Source organism: Flavobacterium sp. 28YEA47A, from assembly GCF_041262125.1.
Classification (GTDB): domain Bacteria; phylum Bacteroidota; class Bacteroidia; order Flavobacteriales; family Flavobacteriaceae; genus Flavobacterium.
On sequence record NZ_JBGCCI010000001.1, the window covers coordinates 55,007 to 75,042 of the forward strand.

Genomic DNA, 20,036 nt, shown 5'->3' on the forward strand with positions numbered 1-20,036 from the left:
ATGAAAAAACATATCATATTATTTTATCTGGGCCTACTCTATCTGAGCCAAACGGTAACAGCACAAAATGTCTGGACACTAAAAGGATGTATTGCTTATGGAAGAGAGAACAGTTTTGAGGCCTCTGAAATTAGAATACTCAACGCTTCCTATAGAGAGGATAAGAAAAGTGTCCGAGCCTCTTACTTGCCACAATACAATCTTGTTGCAAACGGAGCCTTTACAGCAAGTAATAATTCTTTTGTCTGGAGCCCGAATGTTGGTTTTGAAACCAATACCATTATCTATTCGGGTTCAAGGAAAAAACATGAACTGCTGAGAGCCGATCTGATAATCAACCAAAGCGAGTATGGTATTGCAATGGCCGAAAATAATATCGAAATGCAAGTACTCTATGCTTACACTGAAGCACTCACCAAAAAAGGGCAATATCAGGTTTGTGTCGATTTTTATAAAAAGACAAAACAACTGTATGATGAATTTAGTGCATCTAAACTGTTATCCAAAACTGACAGCTACTTTTTTGACGCCCTGTTACAGCAGGATTGCCAGGAAATTGAGTCGTTGCAGCAGCAATATGCCATCGCATTATTAAAAATCAAGCAGACTATTAATCTTTATGACGACTCCGATTTTGAAATTGCAGAAATTCCATCATTTGAAGCAAGCCATACTGACCTTAACGAAGCTTATCCTCTGGCTATTCTTGCAGATCCGGGCATTAGCAGCAACCAGCTCGACATTGATATTGCCCGTGAAAATAGCATAATTGCCAAGACTTTATTATTGCCATCAATAGGACTTCGATACGCACCTTATTATGAACTTAATAAGCCAGGGTTGCAACATTATGCCGGACTACAGATTTCGTTTCCTCTATTTAATCGGGCTGCCCAAAAAGCAGCTATTGAAAAAGCAGCAATACAAGGTCTGTTTCAGGAAAAACAGCTCGACAATCAGAAAGAAATACTCTGGAATGCCGTAGTGCTTATCATCAGCGAATTAAAAAACAGACAGGCTTTATATGAAACCAGTCGTTCCACTTTAGAAAAGTCTGCGCTCCTGCTAAAGGACAGCGAAGAAAAACTAAAGAGCAAAAATACGTATCCCGAATCTTATCTGGTTGTACGCAATTGGAACAAGCAATGCGCTTTGGACTCAGTTGCTTTAAAATACCAGGCCATTACTCAGGCTAAACTTCTTGATTTCTATACCGGAACTACCTTATAATTCAATACAGTTATTATGAATGCAATAGTCGAAAAAATAAAAAACCGTTCTTATTTTCAAGAAGTTGGTATTGTAAATAGCGAGAATAGCGAAACCGAAGCAGCAGAATTGGAAAGAGAAAAAACCACACTTCTGCTTACTAAAAAAAGGCAGAGAAAAACAGCTATAGAACAGTACATTGATGATGAAATTAAGTTGATGTCAGACCACATCCGAAAAAAAGGAAGAAATACCTATACAGCCGAACTTCTGACAGACGATTTAAAACTCTCTCAAAAAATGGAATGGCATGAACAGCTTCAAAAATCTATTGTTCCGGCTACATTAAAAAGTGTAAAGTATGCCGCTCTATTTTATGATGATTTCTCTTCAAAAAAGAAATTCTTCAGGCTGCCAATAGCAAGATACTTTTTTTGCTTTATTGTTTTTATGGTGATTGCTGTCGCTGTTGGTTTCTGTACTAAAGAAACCAGATTGTTTACCGGCTATTATTCTTTCGAACTGACGGATACCGCTGTATTCTATTTTATCAAAAGCTATGGTATTGCAACAGCCTGTTTAGGAAACCTGCTTTATTTGGCGGTCAAACTTTCAAAACAGATCCGTGATGTTACTTTAACCTCAGCACGGATTTCTTTTTACCGGAACTGTCTTCTATTGGGAATTTTTGCGAGCAGTTTTTTTGCACTTAAAATTCCAGAACTTTTTTTAACGGATCTCACATTCATCAATAACCTCTTTATTGGCATAATCATAGGTTTTATTGTTGATATCCTAAACACAATATTCAGGCAATAACCTCGAATTTTTACTCCATCGTAGGCCAATGCGGCTTACTCTAACCTTAAAATTTTAAACATGAAAAAACTTTTTTTATGGTACTCCGGAACGGGTACCACAGCTGAACACATGCGTAATTTTTTCAATATTACTGCAAACGACACTATCAAAATTGCCTATGTCGATGGCTTAGGAACGGAAAATAACCGTACAGAAAGCCAAAAACTTTCGAACAACCAGACCGGAAGCTGGACAGAATGGCTGATGGGCTTTTTTAAAAAAACTGAGCTGCTTCATGATCAGGCCTATGGCTATAAAGAAAAGCATCAACTAGCTCAGTTAGAACACTATTTCAAACTATTGGAAGAAATAGACCCTAAGAAAGATAAAGATGTAGAATTAATCATTGGCGGCCACAGCCGTGGAGCAGCCGCTGGTATATTGGGCTTTATCACTGCTTTGTATGCTAGTTGCAAAGAAGGCAATACTCTGGAAGGAAGTCCTATTAAAAAAATACGAATCCTGGCTGTAGATCCTGTACCTGGTGAAAAAGGTAACGATCTTTTAGGTCTTGAAAAAGAAACTGCAGAATTCAAGAAAAATCCAATCCTTAACATGCTCAATTATATTGCAAGCAGCAGTAAAAAAGAAAATTTATTTAAGGTAATCTATTATGCTGCGCGTTTTGATGCAAGAAACGAATTCAAAGCAGACGATTATTGGCTTAATTTCTACAAAAGCCAGCTATTGAACAAGCAGATTGACACGGAATTCTACATTGGCGGATTCAGGCACTCAGCGATGGTTTTTGAAGACGATGAAATCAGTTCCCTATATACTGGCAATGCGCGCCCAACGGCTTTGATGAAAGAACTTGTCAAACGCGAACTGGGATTAGTATTCGCCAATATTACAACCTTATATAATAGCCTGACGGCAACAGAAGTGACCGCTATAACAAATCTCGCCAATAATGCCGGCAACGCTACTTTAATAAGCCGCACAAATAAGAGCAGCTATGGTTCTGCCAGCGTTGTTTTTACCGGAAAATCACTTCAGGAAATCGTCAAAGAAATAACGGTTAACGGCACAAAAAAATCAGAACTCAATAAGCCAAATCTTATCAATAATAGATACCTGACTCTTTAGCCATTTTGAAATATCCCTATATCATTTAGGGATATTTTTTTTCAAACCAAATCTTCACCTCCATGAAAGAAAAACCTACTTCTAAATTATATCAGTTTCCTAAAAAGGGAGAAGGAGCTTTTCACGCTTATCAAAAAATTAGCAGCGAGTTGGCATTAGACGGTAATGTACATCTCGATTTGGGAAGCTTTAGCACAACCTCTATGGACCCATTTGCCGATAAGCTCATCACAGAACAGCTTGGCAAGAATTTTATCGATTACAATGAATATGGACAAAGCAAAAAAATTCATGATCGAATAGTCCGAATGCTTTCCGGGCTATTATATGCTCCTGAAGCAATTCATCCAACAGGAACTTCAACATTAGGTTCTTCCGAAGCTATTCATCTGGCGCTGCTGTCGCATAAATGGAATTGGAAAAAAAGACGGGAATCTTTTGGTCTTTCTACTTCAAAACCCAATATAGTTTACAGTGGAAATGCCCATGTTTGCTGGGATAAATTTGCATTGTATTTTGATGTGGAACCCAGAAAAATACCGCAATCTTCTCTTGATTCCTATCCTATTGAAGAAATCCTGAAAAATATCGACCAAAATACAATATGCGTAGGTACAATAGCAGGAAATACCTATACCGGCAGCATTGATCATATTGAAAAACTCAATGATGAAATCGCCCGATTAAACAAAAAACACAATTGGAATGTGGGTATCCATGTAGATGCGGCTATTGGAGGTTTTGTATTGCCTTTTATTAAAAAAGAAGTACGTCCTTGGGATTTTCGCCTGCCTTTAGTGCGGAGTATCAATTTGTCCGGGCATAAATACGGGCTTGTATATCCGGGGATTGGATGGCTGATTTTCAGGGATAACTCCGTATTGCCAAAAGAATTGATTTTTTCGTCCCATTATCTCGAAAAGCCTATAGAAACCTATGCTCTTAATTTTTCAAAAGGAGCCTCCATGATTCTGGCACAATACTTTTCCATCCTCCAACAAGGACAGGAAGGTTATAAAAAAACAATCCGTGGCTACTGTAAAATAGCCGATACGATACGAAAACGACTGCAACAGTCTGGATATTTTGAAATTATAGACGAAGGAATACTTCCTGTGGTTGTATTTAAGCTAAAAGATAAAAAAGAAGTAGACACAACCTCCTTATTGCTTTCTCTCCGATCTAAAAACTGGATGCTTCCTGCCTATTTCATTCCGGGAATTCCGGAACAGGAAACACTTATGCGCGTTGTCGTAAAAGAAAATATTAGCCTTTCATTCGCTCAATTGTTTTGCGATGACCTGATTTGTAGTTATGAAACCTTAAAAAAAGATTGAAATGAAACCTATACTATCTCTCTTCTTCTTATTGTTTGTTCTGATTCCAAAAAATACGGAGGCGTCTGAAACAAACAAAAAGAATACTGCCCCAATTGAAGCTGCGGTATCCATACACCTGAACAAAATATACGATATCAATTCAGTCAACCAGACGTATATGATTGACGGCTATCTTGTCCTGGCATGGCATGATCCTAATCTGGCAAAAAAATATTGCCAGAAGAATGGTAGCAAGCTAGTGTATGAAAATAAAGAATTTCCTATAGATATTCTGGTTCCTTCTTTTGAATTCATCAACATTTTAGGTGATCGGGAAATTATCAACAAGCGCCTGATTGTCAATTCCGATAACAATCTTATTTATAATGAACGTTTCCATGGCCGATTTACAACTCCTATGGATTTCCATAAATATCCTAATGACAAACAATGTTTTACAATCCAGTTGGAATCTTTTTCTATGGAAAAGGAAGACCTGGTATTTGTTAATCCGCAGCTTTTTCCAAAAGTTTTGGCCCCGTCCTATATGGAAGAATGGAATATTCTGGAGAAAAAAGATTATGTAAACGAAATGATGTACAACCACCTTAGTGCTAACAAAAAAGGAGAATCGTTTTCGCGTTGCAATTTTGAAATTTTTGCACAGCGCAAGATCGAATATTATTTGTGGAAGGTTTTTCTTCCAATAGGTTTACTTGTTGTCGCTTCGTGGCTTGTTTTCTGGGTAAAAGATTTTGCCAACCAGTTGAATATTTCTTTCACGCTGATGCTAACGATGGTGACTTTTAATTTTTTCACCTCATCGTTACTACCCACATTGCCCTACAATACTTTTATTGAAATTGTCATCATTTCAGGATATATCTCTATTTTCATGACATTGATTGCCATTATTTTTACGTATGCCTATTCAAAAAACAAAAAGACTACGGTAAAGATCAACAGCTTTTTTCAGGTATTCTTTCCGTTGCTTTATATCCTGTTTATTGTATTATGTATAATTATCATCTTTGTTTAGATTAGTTTTAGCGGCTCTGCGCCTTTGCGAGCAACTATTCCACGCAAAGGCGCAGAGCCGCAAAGTATAAAACGCAAAAACATATTGGAACATATCTGTTTATAATCAATCCTCTTTTTCTTTACAGTAGTCTTCCCACCATTCGTTCAAAACTTTAAGAATAGGAACCAGCTTGATTCCATGTTCTGATAGTTTATATTCAACCCGAGGTGGCGATTCGGCATAGACTTTCCGGCAGATGATTCCGTCACGCTCTAATTCTCTTAATTGTAAGGTTAATGTCGTCTGTGTCACATCTTCCATTTTTCGCTTCAGTTCTCCAAAGCGTTTAGGGCACTCCTGACTAATGGCATTTATGAGTGGAACTTTCCATTTTCCGCCAATAACTTTGAATACATTTTTGATAGGACAATTATTTTCAGAAAAATCAAAATTTTCTTTGTTTTCAACCGACTGAGAATCAGCATTAGTATTATTTTCCATACTAGGTATCATTTTAGAAACTACTTGTGGGTGCTAGTAATGCACCCTAATTTTAACCCATAAATGTACTAAAAATTGTGTTATGGGCAGGAGTATTTCGAAGTGGTCACTTCTTGTTTTGGTATCTACGGCTGTGTTTTTATCAGTGATTGATATTTTTGTGGTAAATGTGGCAATACCTTCAATAAAAATCGGAATTAAAGGAACAGATACAGATATGCAATGGATTATCGTGCTGTATGTTCTGGGTTATGCTTCGTTTTTAATTGCTGGCGGAAGGGCCGGCGATTATTTCGGAAAAAAACCTGTTTTTATAATTGGTATGGTTGCTTTTACACTTTCTTCTTTTTTGTGCGGACTGGCTCAAAATACGATTCAGCTGAATATAGGACGGACAATTCAGGGAATAAGCGCTGCTTTTATGGTGCCACAAGGCATTTCCTATATCCAGGTTCTTTTCCAGGACCAGAAATCGCGAACAAAAGCACTGGGCATTTATGGCAGCATAGCTGGAGCTGCTTCGGTTATAGGTCAATTCTTAGGTGGTGTGCTTCCTGAAATCCATAGCTTTATTGATGGTTGGCGTTTGTTGTTTTTGATCAATGTACCAATTGGCATTGTTGCCATCTTTTTGTCCATCAGATATCTGGAAAACACAGCCATAGTCCGGGTTCAAAAATTTGACAGCCTGGGAGCTGCATTGCTCGTTTTGACTTTGGCTTGTTTTATTTATCCCATAGTACAGGGAAGAGAACTCGGTTGGCCGCTATGGATATTTGTTCTTTTTACACTGTCAATCCTAACATCATTTTTGTTTTTCTGGCAACAACGCATCAGACAGAACAAAGGAAAACTTACTCTTATTGATATGCGGGTATTCAGGCATCGGGATTTTACCATCGGGCTTTTTGCCTCCATCTTTTATTTTATGGTTCAGGATTCCTATTTCCTGATTAACGTAGTACTGTTACAAACCGGATTTGGAATCAGTTCCTTTGACACCGGACTGTATTTTGTATTCCAGGGAGTTGGATATGTCATTGCCTCGTTAGTATCGATACGATTAATTCCATTGTATGGAAAGTTCGTTCTTATTTTTGGCGTTATGCTCATGATTGTATCGCTGTTCTTTCACCTATTGCTTCTGGACGGTTCAGAAACCATGCGTCCTTTCTGGCCTCTTATTTTTTTTATTTATGGAATAGGATGTGGCACGGTACTTCCTTCTTTACTGACCGTTTCTTTGCGAAGCCTTCCTTTTTCTTTTGCGGGAATGGCATCTGGAACCTATTCAACATTCCAGCAAACAGCAATTGCTTTAGGAGTGGGCATTGTTGGCGGTATATTTTTTTATAGTCTGAAAGATCCACACAGAAAAATCGAAACCTATCTGGAAGCATATAGGACGGCTACAATTGTGAATATTGTGTTGTTGCTAATTGTTATTTTCTTTTTATTTTTTATTTCGCATAGAAACGAAAAACTTTCTCCAAAAGCTAACTAACTACAAGGCGTTTTCTTTTGCAAACTTCAAAAGTTCAGCGACATTTTTAACCTGACACTTGCTTAGCAGATTCCTTCTGTGTGTCTGTACGGTCAGGTAGCTCAAAAACAAAGCATCTGATATTTCCTGGGTAGATTTGCCATCTGCTAAAAGCAGCAGTATTTCCTTCTCTCTGCGTGTCAGTCTTGGAATGGCTTTAAGGTCATGGATATTGGTTTTCTGTACAATTCCCTTCACTTCATTACTAAAGGCCAATTCGCCTTCAATAGCTTTATGGATACAGTTCTTGAATTCTTCCAGTGAAGCACTTTTAAGCAAATAGCCATTGGCACCATTCTTAATCATTTGAAGAACGATGCTTCTTTCCGATTGACTGCTCATAGCCAGAATGATAATTTTTGGATGGCTTTTTTTGATTTTCAGACACAAATCGATTCCGTTGATATCCGGCAGGAAAATATCCAATAGAATAATATCGACTTTTCCCAGACCTCCATACTCAAGCAATGCAGCTCCAGTCTTAAAGCTCCTGATTATTTCTACTTCTTTAGACTGCGAAAAAAGCACCTGCAGTCCTTCACTGACTATAGGATGATCGTCAACGATTACTGTTTTATAAGGTTTTGTCATTGTCATGTCTGATTAAATAGATAACTCAATATTGAATGCCGTTCCTTTTTCGTGCGCAGAATCAATTTCCATCTTTCCGTTAAGCAGCTCTACCCTATTCTTTAAATTCTTAAGACCTTGTCCGTTAAACTCATTCATTTTTTCAAGATCAAACCCAATGCCGTTATCCTCAATTGTGATAAAAAACACAGATTGGTTCTGGCTGCAATCAACTAAAATCTCGTTGGCTTTAGAATGTTTCAGGGCATTGTTAAGAAGCTCCTGCACGATTCTGTAAATAGTAATCTGAATACTTTCCGGAATATCCTCTCTAATGTTGTTGGCATGAAAGTCAATATGAACATCGTCAGTTTTTAGCATATGGCACAAATCGTTTAGCGCGTGTTCAAGTCCTAATTTAAGAAGTGATTCCGGAATAAGATTATACGAAACTTGTCGCAATTCAGTAATCGAATTGTTAAGCAGCGTATTCATGTTTTCTATTTCATTAAGATCGACTGTTTCAGATGCACTGTTTACTTTCATAAATCTCATTTTTAATGAAGAAAGCATACTTCCTATTCCATCATGAAGATCTCTGGCAATCCTTTTTCGTTCTTCTTCTTCGCCTTTAATCATGGCCTGCATAACTTCAATCTCTTTTTGGTCTTTGAGACTTTTTAAGTTTTGTGCATAATTTTTGGCGTGTTCAACCGCTATTTTTTTCTGATTTTTTGAATTGTTCCAAAAGAAGATTACCAACAACAGTAATAAAACCGAGATAACAACCAGTAAGCCATAATACAATTTATTATTTTCTGCTATGAGCTTATCACGTTCCCTCTGGGCTTCAAGTTGGGCAATTTTTGCCTCATTTTCAGCCTTGTTGAATTTTGCTTCCAGTGCTGTTATTTTATCTTTGGAAGATTCTTCATTTAGGCTATCACTAAGAACAATATATCTTGATTTGTATTTATACGCATTTTTAATGTCACCCAATTTTTCATATGCATTTGCCAGTTCCAGGCTATATCTTTTTTCATCTATCGCAAAAGAGCTGTTATCCTCAATCAAGTTCAACAATATATTTTTGACATCTTCATACCTGTTCATTGCTTTTAGCACAGGGTACTTGGCAAATTTCAGACGATTTGCCGAATATATATCCTGAAAGAGCGTGGTGTTGGCTATACCCTTGTCATAACTTTTTAATGCATTATCGTATTGTTTTACTTTATAAAAGTAATAGCCTTCTGAAAAATAATAACCGCCATTCATATTGGACTTTGGATAATCTTTTAATATGGTATAAGCCTTATCTAATGATTTTTTTGATTCTGCCAGATTTTCGAGATGTGCCAGATTTTCACTATCGATTATGTAAATTTCTGCCTTTGTCTCTTTATAAGTATAAGAGGATTGGGCTGCCTTTTCTATATATTCTTTTGCTAATTTAAGGTAATCTTCTGCTTTCTCTCTTTCTTCATTATTCATAAAAATGATACCAACCGACTTATATAGCCCACTTAACACCTCATAGTCTCCACTTTTTTTGGCTAATGGCATAGCTTCTTCTATGAGCATTCGCATCGCCTCCTTTTCGTTGTTTTGAATCTGTTGGATTATTGACAGATTTCTTAAAATGTAGGCTCGCAAGGCATACGCCTCTTTTGTCTTATATTTTTTGAGTGTCGTATTGGCAAGACTTAATTGTTTTCCAAAATTTTCGATATCTCCCTTACTTAGATAAGTGGTCGAATTATAATAAACACTTACATCTTTTAAAAAAGGATATTTGGGAGCAATTTTATTGGCTACAGCCAGATACTCGTCTGCCAGTTCATTTTTTTTGCTTCTTCTGTACAAATCAGCAAGCCTAAAACTGGTAATGCCCTTAATACTGTCAATTTGTGTTGTTTTAATAAGTTGTATCAGACTATCGGTATAGGCCTGATCATCATCAAGCGTATAGATTCTTTGAGAATATAATGCCTGCGATATCAAGAAGATAAGCGGGAGTAATAATTTGTTTTTCATAGCCTCACAAAAATATTAACTTAAACAACATCTTCTGTTAAATTTTTCAATTTTTGATGAAAAAATACCTGAAATCAGGTAGAAAAATATACTCGTTTTAAGGTATAGGATACCAAATATCACCCCAATAACTTTGTAGCACAAATCCTAAAAAAAATTTTAAACAAATGAAAAAGTCAATTTTAAAAACAGCAGGAATTATTGCGATCGCATTATTTGGTTTAGTATCATGTAGTAGCGATGACAGTAATAATGGACCAGGTCGTGGTGGAAGTATTGATGCAGCTGTTGGTACTTTTACCGGTAAAATTACAATTGAAGAAGGTCCTAATGCTGGACAAGAGTTTTTTAATGCTAAATTAATTGTTACTAAAGTCAGTAATACACAATTAAAAGTAGAAGCAAAAAGCGGAGAAGCTTATTCTAATGTGACTGCAAAAACAATGAAAGTCTATAATAACACGGGCGATATTATGGGCGATGGAAATATTCCAGAAGGACGTTTCATTTATAAGAACAGTAGCAAAGCGTTACAGGTTTTTACACTACAACAGGCTGCTTCAGATGTCACTTATATATTTGATGGCGCTAAAGATTAGTTCATATTTTTACTAGTTTATACACCGGCTCCTGAATTATTATTGGGTTATAATATCAGGAGCCAATTTTTTCCAAAAAAAATGCCCTAAAACCTTAAAATAAAAGAGGTTATTTTGAGAATTGGTAAATGCCCTTCAGCTTTTGAAGGGCATTACTTTTTTAATAAAAAGGTTTAAATAAATGTCAAGAAGTTTTGTCTAAATAGCAATATTTAATCTCTTGCGGCTCTGCGCCTTCGCGTGAAAATAATTGCTCGCAAAGGCGCAGAGCCGCTATATTCTAGCTTAATAAAACTTTATTCAAAAAATTCACCATCTACATAAAACCAACTATCTTTTTCTTTCTTGAAAAATGATTTTTCATGGTGCATTTGCGCTTTGAGGCGACTGTCTAAAAAATAAGCTCTAAATTCTACTGTATTTTCTGTTGCTTCCAATACTTGCAGTTTCAGCCATTGGTTGGATTTGGACCATTCCAATATATCCGACTTTGAATGATTTTTTCTTGTTGAGCTATGTGTCGTTGCAATAAGGTAATCTGCTGCCTGGACAACATAAGCAGTGTAACGGGATCGCATCAGTTTTTCTGCGGTTAGAGGATTATGAATTCCTTTGATAAAAGGTTCGCAACATTGGGCTAATAACACTCCTGAACCGCAAGGACAGATTAATTGCTGAGCCATATTATCCGGCATTAATTTTTTGATGCAGCTGATTCAACAATACCATATAACGGCCTAGTTCTACAAGCTCTTCATCTTCTTCGGCATGGTCTAATAATTCATCTAAATTTTCGCTTACTTCAACCAGTTTGTTATTGGCTTCTTTATTTTGTTTGCTTGCTATCAGGTCGATAATTTCCTGCACATCTTTCTTTAATTCCTCAAAGGCTTTATTGTCCATTTTATTCTGTTTCGCTTCATTGGAAGCATTATTCTTTTTGATAATTTCTTTCAGCTTGTTCTTTCTCTGCTTCTCAGCATCCTGTTCCCGCTTCTTTTTCTGGTCTGTTTTCTTTTTATGCTCCAGCCTATTGGCTTCATTGCGTCGTCCCATACCTAAAGGTTTTCTGTAACCGTGCAAAGATAACGAATTCAGGAAAATGACAGCTTGTCGCAATCTCCCCTCCCTATTGTCTTTTTTACACAGTATAAAATTGCTACGGCCCACCTAATTTTGGATAAAAATAACAAACAAGAAAACCTATGAATAACAACTTTGATACTGCCGCACTTATTGGAGAAACCAATACAACTTATGACGGTTTAGAAAAACTGCTGCTATCTATCGATAACAGCTTATGGGATAAGAATCCTGCAGAAAATAGCTGGTCTGTTGGCCAGACAATGGAACATATTCTGAAAGCAAATTCGGGACTCAAAAACCTACTTCCAGAAAATGTAAGCGAAACGGATAGACCGATAGACGAAAAAGTACCTATTATAAAATCGGTCTTTTTAGATTTCAGCACCAAATTGGATGCGCCAGGGTTCATTATCCCGACGGAAACTATACACGACAAGCAACAGCAGCTCGACAAAGTGAAAGCCTTGAAAAATGATACCTTACAGCTAATTGACTCATTAGATCTGTCAAAAACCTGTATGGGTTTTGAATTGCCAGTTTTTGGCCACCTAACTCGTCTCGAATGGATCAACTTCTCGCTATATCATGCGCAAAGACATACGGAACAAGTTAAGAGAATTATTTCTGCTATCAATAAATAAAACTAACACCAATTAAAACTACCATGAAAAAACATCGAATTATCTTTTGGATTACCACCATCCTAATCTTTTTATTTGAAGGCGTGATGCCAGCTCTGACATCACAAACCGAATTAGCCAAAGAAGGTATCCGTCATTTAGGCTATCCTCCTTATTTTGGCATGTTGATTACCGTTTTCAAAGTATTAGGCGCGCTTGTCTTAATAATTCCGGCTGCACCAAAACGACTAAAAGAATGGGCCTATGCCGGATTTACTTTCAATTTCCTTAGTGCTTCTGTAAGTCATGCCGCTGTAGATGGCTTTGATTTCCAAGCTATTTTTCCGCTTATTGTTTTAGGAATACTCATGCTTTCTTATGCAAGCTATCACAAGCTAAATCCGGGAGCATAAAACATATCGCCCACTCGTTATTGGGCGGTTTTATAAATATATTTTCAAAAAAAATGGCGCATCCGTTTCGATGCGCTATTTTTGTATCAAAGAAAAAACTTATGGATAACCCATTTTCGTTAAGAACGGTCAATGTTACCCGATACATTTCTCCCTTGAGAGAAGGAGGCTCGCTTCCTGCCCTTGCCGATGCTGATGACGGTTTTAAATATGTATTAAAGTTCAAAGGTGCCGGTCATGGCGTAAAAGCACTGATAGCTGAATTAATTGGAGGTGAAATTGCCCGGGCACTAGGATTAGCTGTACCGGAATTAGTATTCGCAAATCTTGACGAAGCTTTTGGAAGGACTGAAGGCGATGAAGAAATTCAGGACTTATTACAAGGAAGCCAGGGACTAAATCTTGCCCTCCACTTTCTTTCCGGAGCCATCACTTTTGATCCTGTTGTTACAGAAACTGATGCTGTACTTGCGTCAAAAATTGTATGGCTGGATGCTTTTATAACTAATGTAGACCGCACATTCAGAAATACGAATATGCTTATCTGGCATAAAGAGCTATGGCTAATCGATCATGGCGCTTGTCTGTATTTTCATCATTCATGGAACAATTGGGAAAATAGTGCCAAGAGTCCGTTTACTTTGATTAAGGACCATGTTTTACTACCAAAAGCCTCCCAATTAGAAGAAACGAATAAAGAATTTAAATCCCTGCTTACAGAAAATAAGATTCGTTCAATTGTAGGTCTGATTCCTGAAGAATGGCTGCAATGGGAAGGTTCAGAAGAAACGCCGGAACAGATACGAAATACTTACTCCAATTTTTTGATTACACGTTTAGCCAATTCAGAAATTTTTATAAAAGCTGCTCAAGATGCAAGACAAACACTTATATGAATATGCCGTGATTCGTATCGTGCCAAAAGTTGAGCGCGAAGAATTTGTCAATACGGGAATCATCGTCTTCTGTAAAAAAGAGCAATACATCAAAGTTCTTTATAAGATAGACACCGTTAAACTCGGACTTTTTTCAGATGAACTCGATTATGAACAGCTCGAACAAAACCTACAGGCATTTGTAAAAATTGCAAAAGGCGCCAAAGATGGAGGCCCAATTGCGGCGTTTGATGTGCCTTCTCGCTTCCGATGGATGACTGCTGTAAGAAGTTCCGTAATCCAAACTTCAAGACCACACCCCGGCCTATGCAATAATTTGGAAGAAATTTCTGAACACTTGTTTTCTGAGCTGGTTTTATAAAAAATGCTAATCTACTTATTAACAAATAACTACAAAAAAATAGCCTTAGGGCTATTTTTTTATTGTCTTTTCATTTAACGGAATTCCTGCTAATCGCTTCAAAATTAAATATTAATTTATATTTTAGTCACCAGAATAAACAGATTCCAGCCCAGATGAAAATAGAGAACAAATGGTCAAAAATAACCGGCTGGTTTATATCAAAGCCCAGGTTAAGCACCCTAATAGTTTTTCTTATACTGCTTGCCCTAATTAGTCCTCTTATTCTAAAACGCTTTGAAGTTGTCAAGGAAAACAGACACAGAGAAATGTCAAATATTCTCCATGTCGTACAACAAAATCTGAATCATTCGCTTAAAAACTGCTACACTACGACAATTTCTTTGGCTATGATCGTCAATGATGATGGCAAACCTGAAAATTTTGATGCTTTGGCAAAAGTACTGGTCGATTCCAATCCAAATATTGATGCCGTACAATTAGTTCCTAACGGAGTAATAAAATATACTTATCCTGACAATCCTGACCTGATTAATTTTGACATATTAAATTCAAAATCGGTTAAAGAAGAAGCAATAGAAACTATTCAAAAAGGAAAAATCCATTTTGCAGGACCATTAGAATTAAAACAGGGCGGACTCGGAGTAATAGGCCGCTTTCCAATATACAGAAAAGGTAAATTCTGGGGATTTTCAGCCGTAATGGTAAAACTCGAAACATTGCTTAAATCTTCCGGAATAAATTCCATCAAAGATTCTCAATATTACTTCCAGTTTTCAAAAGAAAATCCAAAAACAGGCGAAACTGAATTTTTCCTTCCCAACAAAGAAGACTTTAGCGATAAATATTTCCAGGTACTCTCAATTCCAGACGGAAATTGGAAAGTATACCTTATCAGCAAAAACAGATATGGACTTTTTACCGAAATACGTCCTGCATTGGTATTGGCAATATTGTGCTGTTTTATCTTTTCTCTTTTTTTAACCAATGTTTTAAAAAAACCAGCAGAGTTACAACTTCTGGTGCGCGAACAGAAAAACAAAATTCTTAATGACGAAATAAAATTCAAATCCATTTTTGACCAGGCAGCAATCGGGATAGCACATGTTGACTCCGTAACCGGATGCCTTATTGAAGTAAATGACCAATATTCGAAGATGCTCGGATATACGTTTGAGGAAATGAGAAACATGAGTTTTAAGGACATTACCTATAAAGACGATCTCGAAGACAACCTGAAACAGCTCGAAAGGCTTAAAAATGGGGAAATACGCGAGCTTAATTTAGAAAAAAGATACATCCACAAAAATGGCAATCTTATTTGGGTGAATATTACCTATTCCCCTCTTTGGCAAGAAGGGGAAAGACCAAGTTCACATATTTCAATTGTAGAGGATATTACCTCAAAAAAAGAGGCGGAAAATGCTATCCGAAAAAGTGAAATACGTTTCAAAAGCCTTTTTGAAGATTCACCTATTGCTTTGTGGGAAGAAGACTTCTCTTATCTGAAAAATTATCTGGAAGAATTAGGACTGATTGGAAAAAGCAGAGAAGAAATAAAAGCCTTTTTTGACGCACATCCGGAAGTAATCCAAAAATGCATCTCGCTAGTAAAAATAATCAATGTAAACAACGAGTGCCTGACATTGCATTATCCTAAAACAAAGGAAGACCTGATGCAACGATTGGAAGACGTGCTGAACAGCGATGCCATGGTTTCTTTCAAGGCACAGCTGCTTGCCATCACTCAAGGCGAAACGCGGCTTACTATCGATTCAAAAGTCAAAAAAACCGATGGTGAATACCGCGACATCAGCCTTCGCTGGAGCGTTATGCCGGGCTATGAGGAAACGCTCGAACGTATAATTATATCAACGGAAGATATCACTGCACGAAAGATCTCTGAAGAAATCGTAATACAATCGCAGAAAAAAATGGAAGCGCTAATCAATACAATTGACGGAATTGTATGGGAATGCGATTACAATACCTATGTCTTCAGCTATGTCAATAAAAAAGCCGAAGAGATTACCGGTTATACCCAAGAAGAATGGTGCAGCGATGGCAATTTCTGGGCCAATACGATACATCCGGATGATAAGCATTGGGCAATACATTATTGTGCAACAGAATCTCAAAAAAAACTGCAATATGACTTTGAATATCGGATGATTGCCAAAAATGGCGCTATACTCTGGATTCGGGATATTGTGAATGTAATTTACGAAAATGGCAATCCGGTTTCACTAAAAGGCATCATGCTCGACATTACGAAAAGTAAGGAAGCCGAAAAAGATTTGAACAACTCTCTGGATCTGGTTACAGAGCAAAATAAAAGGCTGTTGAACTTTTCTTATATTGTTTCGCACAATCTTCGCTCGCATACCAGCAACATCCAATCCATTTCAACTTTGATTGAAACGGCAGAAACTGAAGAAGAACGCAATGAGCTTGTCAAAATGCTGCAAAATGTTTCCAATACGCTAAACGAGACCATGCTCAATTTGAATGAAGTCATTAACATTCAAACCAATATCAACCTGATTATCGAGAACCTGAATATAAAAGACAATATTGACAGGATAATCAATATTGTTTCTGAACAGATCGCGTTTAAAAAAGCGATTGTAAAAAATAATGTATCGCCTGAAATCTTTGTGAACTACAATCCGGCTTATCTTGAAAGCATACTACTAAATTTTATATCCAACGCCATTCGCTATTGTCATCCTATGCGAAATCCTGTTGTCATCCTAAATAGCTATACAGAAAACGACAGAACCGTTTTAGAGATTTCTGACAACGGACTTGGAATTGACCTGAAAAAATATGGCGACAAACTATTTGGGATGTACAAAACATTTCACGAAAACCCTGATTCTAAAGGAATTGGACTTTTTATTACCAAAAACCAAATCGATGCTATGGGCGGAACTGTAACCGTTGAAAGCGAGCCCAACATAGGAACTACCTTCAAAATCTACTTTAAATGAATCAAATAATTTGCCTTATTGATGATGATCCTATTTATCAGACAATAACCAAAAAAATCATCCACAAATCAGAAACTGCAAGTAAAATCCTGTCTTTTCCAAATGGTGCTGAAGCCATAGACGGATTAACAAGATTAGCACATCATCCCGAAGAATTTCCAGACATTATTATGCTCGATATTGAAATGCCTGTCATGGACGGATGGAATTTTATGGAACAGTTTCATAAAGTAAAAAACCTGTTTCCGAAAGAAATATCTATTTATATTGTGAGTTCCTCTATTGCTTGTTCAGATAAGGAAAAATCCAAATCCTTCAACGGAATTCTTGGTTATTTTACAAAACCTGTTACGCTTCAGAATGTTTTAGAAATAGCAAAGAGCTAATGATTGATTCCATTAGCTCTTTGTAAACTTTTTTCTCACTTACTGGATTACTATTTTTCGGATAGCCGTTTTTCCTTCTGAAAGGATTTTGGCAATATACAATCCTGAGGCAAGATTAATCTGTAAGGTTGACGTTCCAGAAAAATCTGCCGAAAACAGTTTTTGTCCTGAAATAGAAAACAGCTCCAAAGTTGCCGGATTATTTAAGCCTGCAACCGTAATATGATTTTTTGCCGGATTAGGATATAGGGATACCTTAAGATCTGAAAAATCAGGAGCGGAAAGAGAGAAAGCCTCACCTGCCCTACTTCCCCAGATATAATCCGCCAGATAAGGATAATCGATAAACGGATTTCTGTTTTGCTGCCAGGTATAGATATAATTATTTCTGTTCATTTCAAAATCATCAGAAGGATCATTTACATTCCATTGAAGCAATGTGGCAAGATCTCCCAACTGTCCGACAGTCGAATCAGGTGGGTTTCCATTTACAACATTTAGTCCGTTATAACGAACACACATATAAAATACCGCGCGGGCAACGTCGCCTTTCCAGCTTCCTGCATTTCCTGAGAATCCGTTATAATCTGTCAACCCATAATCTTTATTGTTTCGGGAACTGTTTTCCGGACCATCTTCTGCTCTTAAATGATGGGCATCTGCGTGTCCGTGGCTTAACATATTGGCATTAGACGGCACCCAAACATTGATCCCATCAGGAGTATCAGATGTTCCATTCGTAAATCCGCCTCTTGATTGCGGATAAATATGTTCCCTGTTCCATTTTCCCACTCCGCTTCCGCTATCCTGAAACAAAAATTTAGAACGGCTTACTTCTTTATACATCAACCAAACCTCATTGCTGTTTAACGGATTTTGGTCGGCTGTTTTCAAAATGGCGATAATATCACCATAATTATGAGCTCTTACTACAGCCGGATTGGCAATAATATCCTGAACCGCCTGCTTTAATACAGCCCCCGATTTTCCTTCAAGAGAATCATAATATCCAGCCGGGGCAGTACTTGCTACCACTCCATGTGTTGGATTCAATGGCGTTCCCCAAGGCGAAACCGAAAAATCGTTATCTATTATTCTGACTTCAATATTGTCATTAAGTCTTATGTAACCAGCCGGTATCGTTCCCAGCTTGATTTTCATAATCTCATCTCCTTCATCTATCGCATCGTCAACGAGCTGGACGGTAGTTGTAAATGTGGTCGATCCTGCTGGAATCAGCACATTAGTATTGGCTATAAAATCAGCAGTAGTAAAACTTCCATTTGCCAATGTATAAGTAAAAGCCAAATCGCTGGTTACAGCTGTCCGTGTTGAAAATGTAATTGGAAAACTTTCGCCTTCTGTATATACCAGCGATGGAATGCTGATAGATATTCCGTTAAAAACAATACCACTCCCATCATTATTTGCTCCCGGAGTAGGTGCCTTAACCTCATAAGTACCATCAGGTTTTCTTTGTATAGATTGAGTTGCCCCTTGTCCGTTTTCATCTTCATTAATCTGTATTGTCAGTCCGAGTAATGCCATGAGTTGAGTTGCATCCGGATCGCTAGTATCATAGGCCAAAGCATCAATAAGATTTGTTGTAGTCGCCAAAGTACCATCAGGGAAATCTGCTGCAGAACCCAGATATACTGCAACGGCATCTGCTCCGTTCTGGATCACGTTATCGGCAATAATTCTTTGAGGAACAGGAGAAACTCCGTTACTTCCAATCAGCACTAATCCGTTTGCATCTGTCGTAAGGCCATTTAACGAAATCGTCAGATAACTTTTATTTCCGGTACTCGCTGATTCAGCATTTCCATTAAAAAAGACAAGTACATATCCGTCGAGTGAAAAATTAGGTGTAGTTGATTTAAGTTCAACAAATTCTTTATCGTCAATACTAGGCGTATCAGAATCCAGTTCGTTTATAACTACCTGTCCATGAGAAAAATAAACAGAACAAAGTATAAGTAAAACAGAAAAATAATTTTTTATCATGTGTAATTTTGATTAAGCTTCAAAATTAAGCATTTAATATTAGTGAAGCTCCTATTTAACATTATCAAGGAGCAGATCGAAGCTAAGCAAACCAACTTAAAATCTATGATCAGCAAAAGAAGGATAAAATAGTTTTAATACATTTACTGGATAGTTTCAAGTTATTTTTGATTATTCTGGAGCACTCATTATTGGATTGGTTCCAGGTCTTGCCAGTACCGATGGAGGCTTTTAAATCATTCCTGTTTTGTTCTATCTTCCCAGTTGCCTGTGAAAAAGCAATAGGAAATTCTATATTTATCATCGCTATCAATTCACTTATCGGATTTACGGGCGATATAGGCAATATTGATATTGATTCGAGCATCCTATTTATTTTCTCTTTTATTTCTATTTTAGGTATCTTTGCAGGGATATACCTCAATAAGTTCATCAATGAAAAAAATCTAAAAAAAGGTTTTGGTTGGTTTGTATTGGCCATGTCAATAGTAATACCAGCCAAAGAGTTGCTCCTTTAGATTCTGA

20 protein-coding genes are annotated in these 20,036 nt (G+C 37.1%); 14 read left to right on the forward strand and 6 right to left on the reverse strand.

From position 1 onward, the window contains the following. The 5 genes from ABH942_RS00240 to ABH942_RS00260 all read left to right on the forward strand — a co-directional run bounded on the left by ABH942_RS00240 (window position 1) and on the right by ABH942_RS00260 (window position 5,517). A complete protein-coding gene (locus ABH942_RS00240) occupies window positions 1–1,230 on the forward strand; it encodes a TolC family protein (RefSeq protein WP_370028825.1) in 1,230 nt (409 codons plus the stop codon). 15 nt (window positions 1,231–1,245) lie between these two features. Further along, complete coding sequence (locus tag ABH942_RS00245) at window positions 1,246–2,028, forward strand: hypothetical protein (protein ID WP_370028827.1); 783 nt, start codon at window positions 1,246–1,248, stop codon at window positions 2,026–2,028. A 60-nt stretch (window positions 2,029–2,088) separates the two neighbouring features. Next, the gene (locus tag ABH942_RS00250; protein ID WP_370028829.1) at window positions 2,089–3,159 is read left to right on the forward strand and encodes a hypothetical protein; all 1,071 of its coding nucleotides are present in this window, start codon (window positions 2,089–2,091) and stop codon (window positions 3,157–3,159) included. A 62-nt stretch (window positions 3,160–3,221) separates the two neighbouring features. After that, entirely contained in the window at window positions 3,222–4,496 is a 1,275-nt protein-coding gene (locus ABH942_RS00255; RefSeq protein WP_370028830.1) for a glutamate decarboxylase, read from the forward strand. Between the two features lies 1 nt (window position 4,497). After that, complete coding sequence (locus tag ABH942_RS00260) at window positions 4,498–5,517, forward strand: hypothetical protein (protein ID WP_370028832.1); 1,020 nt, start codon at window positions 4,498–4,500, stop codon at window positions 5,515–5,517. Window positions 5,518–5,622: 105 nt separating this feature from the next. On the opposite strand, the gene ABH942_RS00265 is transcribed toward ABH942_RS00260, so the two are convergent. Continuing rightward, window positions 5,623–6,000 (reverse strand): winged helix-turn-helix transcriptional regulator, encoded by a 378-nt coding sequence (locus tag ABH942_RS00265; RefSeq protein ID WP_370028834.1) that lies wholly within the window; start codon window positions 5,998–6,000, stop codon window positions 5,623–5,625. Window positions 6,001–6,082: 82 nt separating this feature from the next. On the opposite strand from ABH942_RS00265, the gene ABH942_RS00270 reads away from it, so the two are divergent. Beyond that, window positions 6,083–7,504, forward strand: a complete 1,422-nt coding sequence (locus tag ABH942_RS00270) for an MFS transporter (RefSeq protein WP_370028836.1) — start codon at window positions 6,083–6,085, stop codon at window positions 7,502–7,504. Here the strand turns inward: ABH942_RS00270 and ABH942_RS00275 are convergent, their stop codons facing one another. Both ABH942_RS00275 and ABH942_RS00280 read right to left on the reverse strand, forming a co-directional pair. Then, window positions 7,505–8,134: a response regulator gene (locus tag ABH942_RS00275; RefSeq protein ID WP_370028838.1), complete on the reverse strand. Its 630-nt coding sequence runs from the start codon at window positions 8,132–8,134 to the stop codon at window positions 7,505–7,507. A gap of 12 nt (window positions 8,135–8,146) precedes the next feature. Further along, complete coding sequence (locus tag ABH942_RS00280) at window positions 8,147–10,150, reverse strand: sensor histidine kinase (protein ID WP_370028840.1); 2,004 nt, start codon at window positions 10,148–10,150, stop codon at window positions 8,147–8,149. A 167-nt stretch (window positions 10,151–10,317) separates the two neighbouring features. On the opposite strand from ABH942_RS00280, the gene ABH942_RS00285 reads away from it, so the two are divergent. Then, a complete protein-coding gene (locus ABH942_RS00285) occupies window positions 10,318–10,749 on the forward strand; it encodes a hypothetical protein (protein ID WP_370028842.1) in 432 nt (143 codons plus the stop codon). 296 nt (window positions 10,750–11,045) lie between these two features. Here ABH942_RS00285 and ABH942_RS00290 read toward each other — a convergent pair whose 3' ends face one another. Continuing rightward, the gene (locus ABH942_RS00290) at window positions 11,046–11,432 is read right to left on the reverse strand and encodes a YchJ family protein (RefSeq protein WP_370028844.1); all 387 of its coding nucleotides are present in this window, start codon (window positions 11,430–11,432) and stop codon (window positions 11,046–11,048) included. Window position 11,433: 1 nt separating this feature from the next. Beyond that, window positions 11,434–11,805, reverse strand: a complete 372-nt coding sequence (locus ABH942_RS00295; RefSeq protein WP_370028845.1) for a hypothetical protein — start codon at window positions 11,803–11,805, stop codon at window positions 11,434–11,436. A gap of 149 nt (window positions 11,806–11,954) precedes the next feature. Between ABH942_RS00295 and ABH942_RS00300 the strand changes: the two genes are divergently transcribed. The 6 genes from ABH942_RS00300 (at window position 11,955) to ABH942_RS00325 (ending at window position 17,504) form a co-directional block, all read left to right on the forward strand. Then, window positions 11,955–12,476, forward strand: coding sequence for a DinB family protein (locus ABH942_RS00300; protein WP_370028847.1), 522 nt, complete (start codon window positions 11,955–11,957; stop codon window positions 12,474–12,476). A 23-nt stretch (window positions 12,477–12,499) separates the two neighbouring features. Then, entirely contained in the window at window positions 12,500–12,868 is a 369-nt protein-coding gene (locus tag ABH942_RS00305; protein ID WP_370028849.1) for a DoxX family protein, read from the forward strand. A 101-nt stretch (window positions 12,869–12,969) separates the two neighbouring features. Continuing rightward, window positions 12,970–13,764, forward strand: a complete 795-nt coding sequence (locus ABH942_RS00310; protein WP_370028850.1) for a HipA family kinase — start codon at window positions 12,970–12,972, stop codon at window positions 13,762–13,764. Then, entirely contained in the window at window positions 13,742–14,125 is a 384-nt protein-coding gene (locus ABH942_RS00315) for a DUF3037 domain-containing protein (protein ID WP_370028852.1), read from the forward strand. The genes ABH942_RS00310 and ABH942_RS00315 overlap by 23 nt, the downstream gene beginning before the upstream one ends. A gap of 308 nt (window positions 14,126–14,433) precedes the next feature. Then, complete coding sequence (locus ABH942_RS00320; RefSeq protein ID WP_370028854.1) at window positions 14,434–17,118, forward strand: PAS domain S-box protein; 2,685 nt, start codon at window positions 14,434–14,436, stop codon at window positions 17,116–17,118. Continuing rightward, window positions 17,115–17,504, forward strand: coding sequence for a response regulator transcription factor (locus ABH942_RS00325; protein ID WP_370028856.1), 390 nt, complete (start codon window positions 17,115–17,117; stop codon window positions 17,502–17,504). Before ABH942_RS00320 ends, ABH942_RS00325 begins: the two co-directional genes overlap by 4 nt. A gap of 39 nt (window positions 17,505–17,543) precedes the next feature. On the opposite strand, the gene ABH942_RS00330 is transcribed toward ABH942_RS00325, so the two are convergent. Then, complete coding sequence (locus tag ABH942_RS00330) at window positions 17,544–19,511, reverse strand: endonuclease (protein WP_370028857.1); 1,968 nt, start codon at window positions 19,509–19,511, stop codon at window positions 17,544–17,546. Window positions 19,512–19,702: 191 nt separating this feature from the next. Between ABH942_RS00330 and ABH942_RS00335 the strand changes: the two genes are divergently transcribed. Beyond that, window positions 19,703–20,029, forward strand: a complete 327-nt coding sequence (locus ABH942_RS00335) for a TSUP family transporter (RefSeq protein WP_370028859.1) — start codon at window positions 19,703–19,705, stop codon at window positions 20,027–20,029. Window positions 20,030–20,036: the final 7 nt, after the last annotated feature.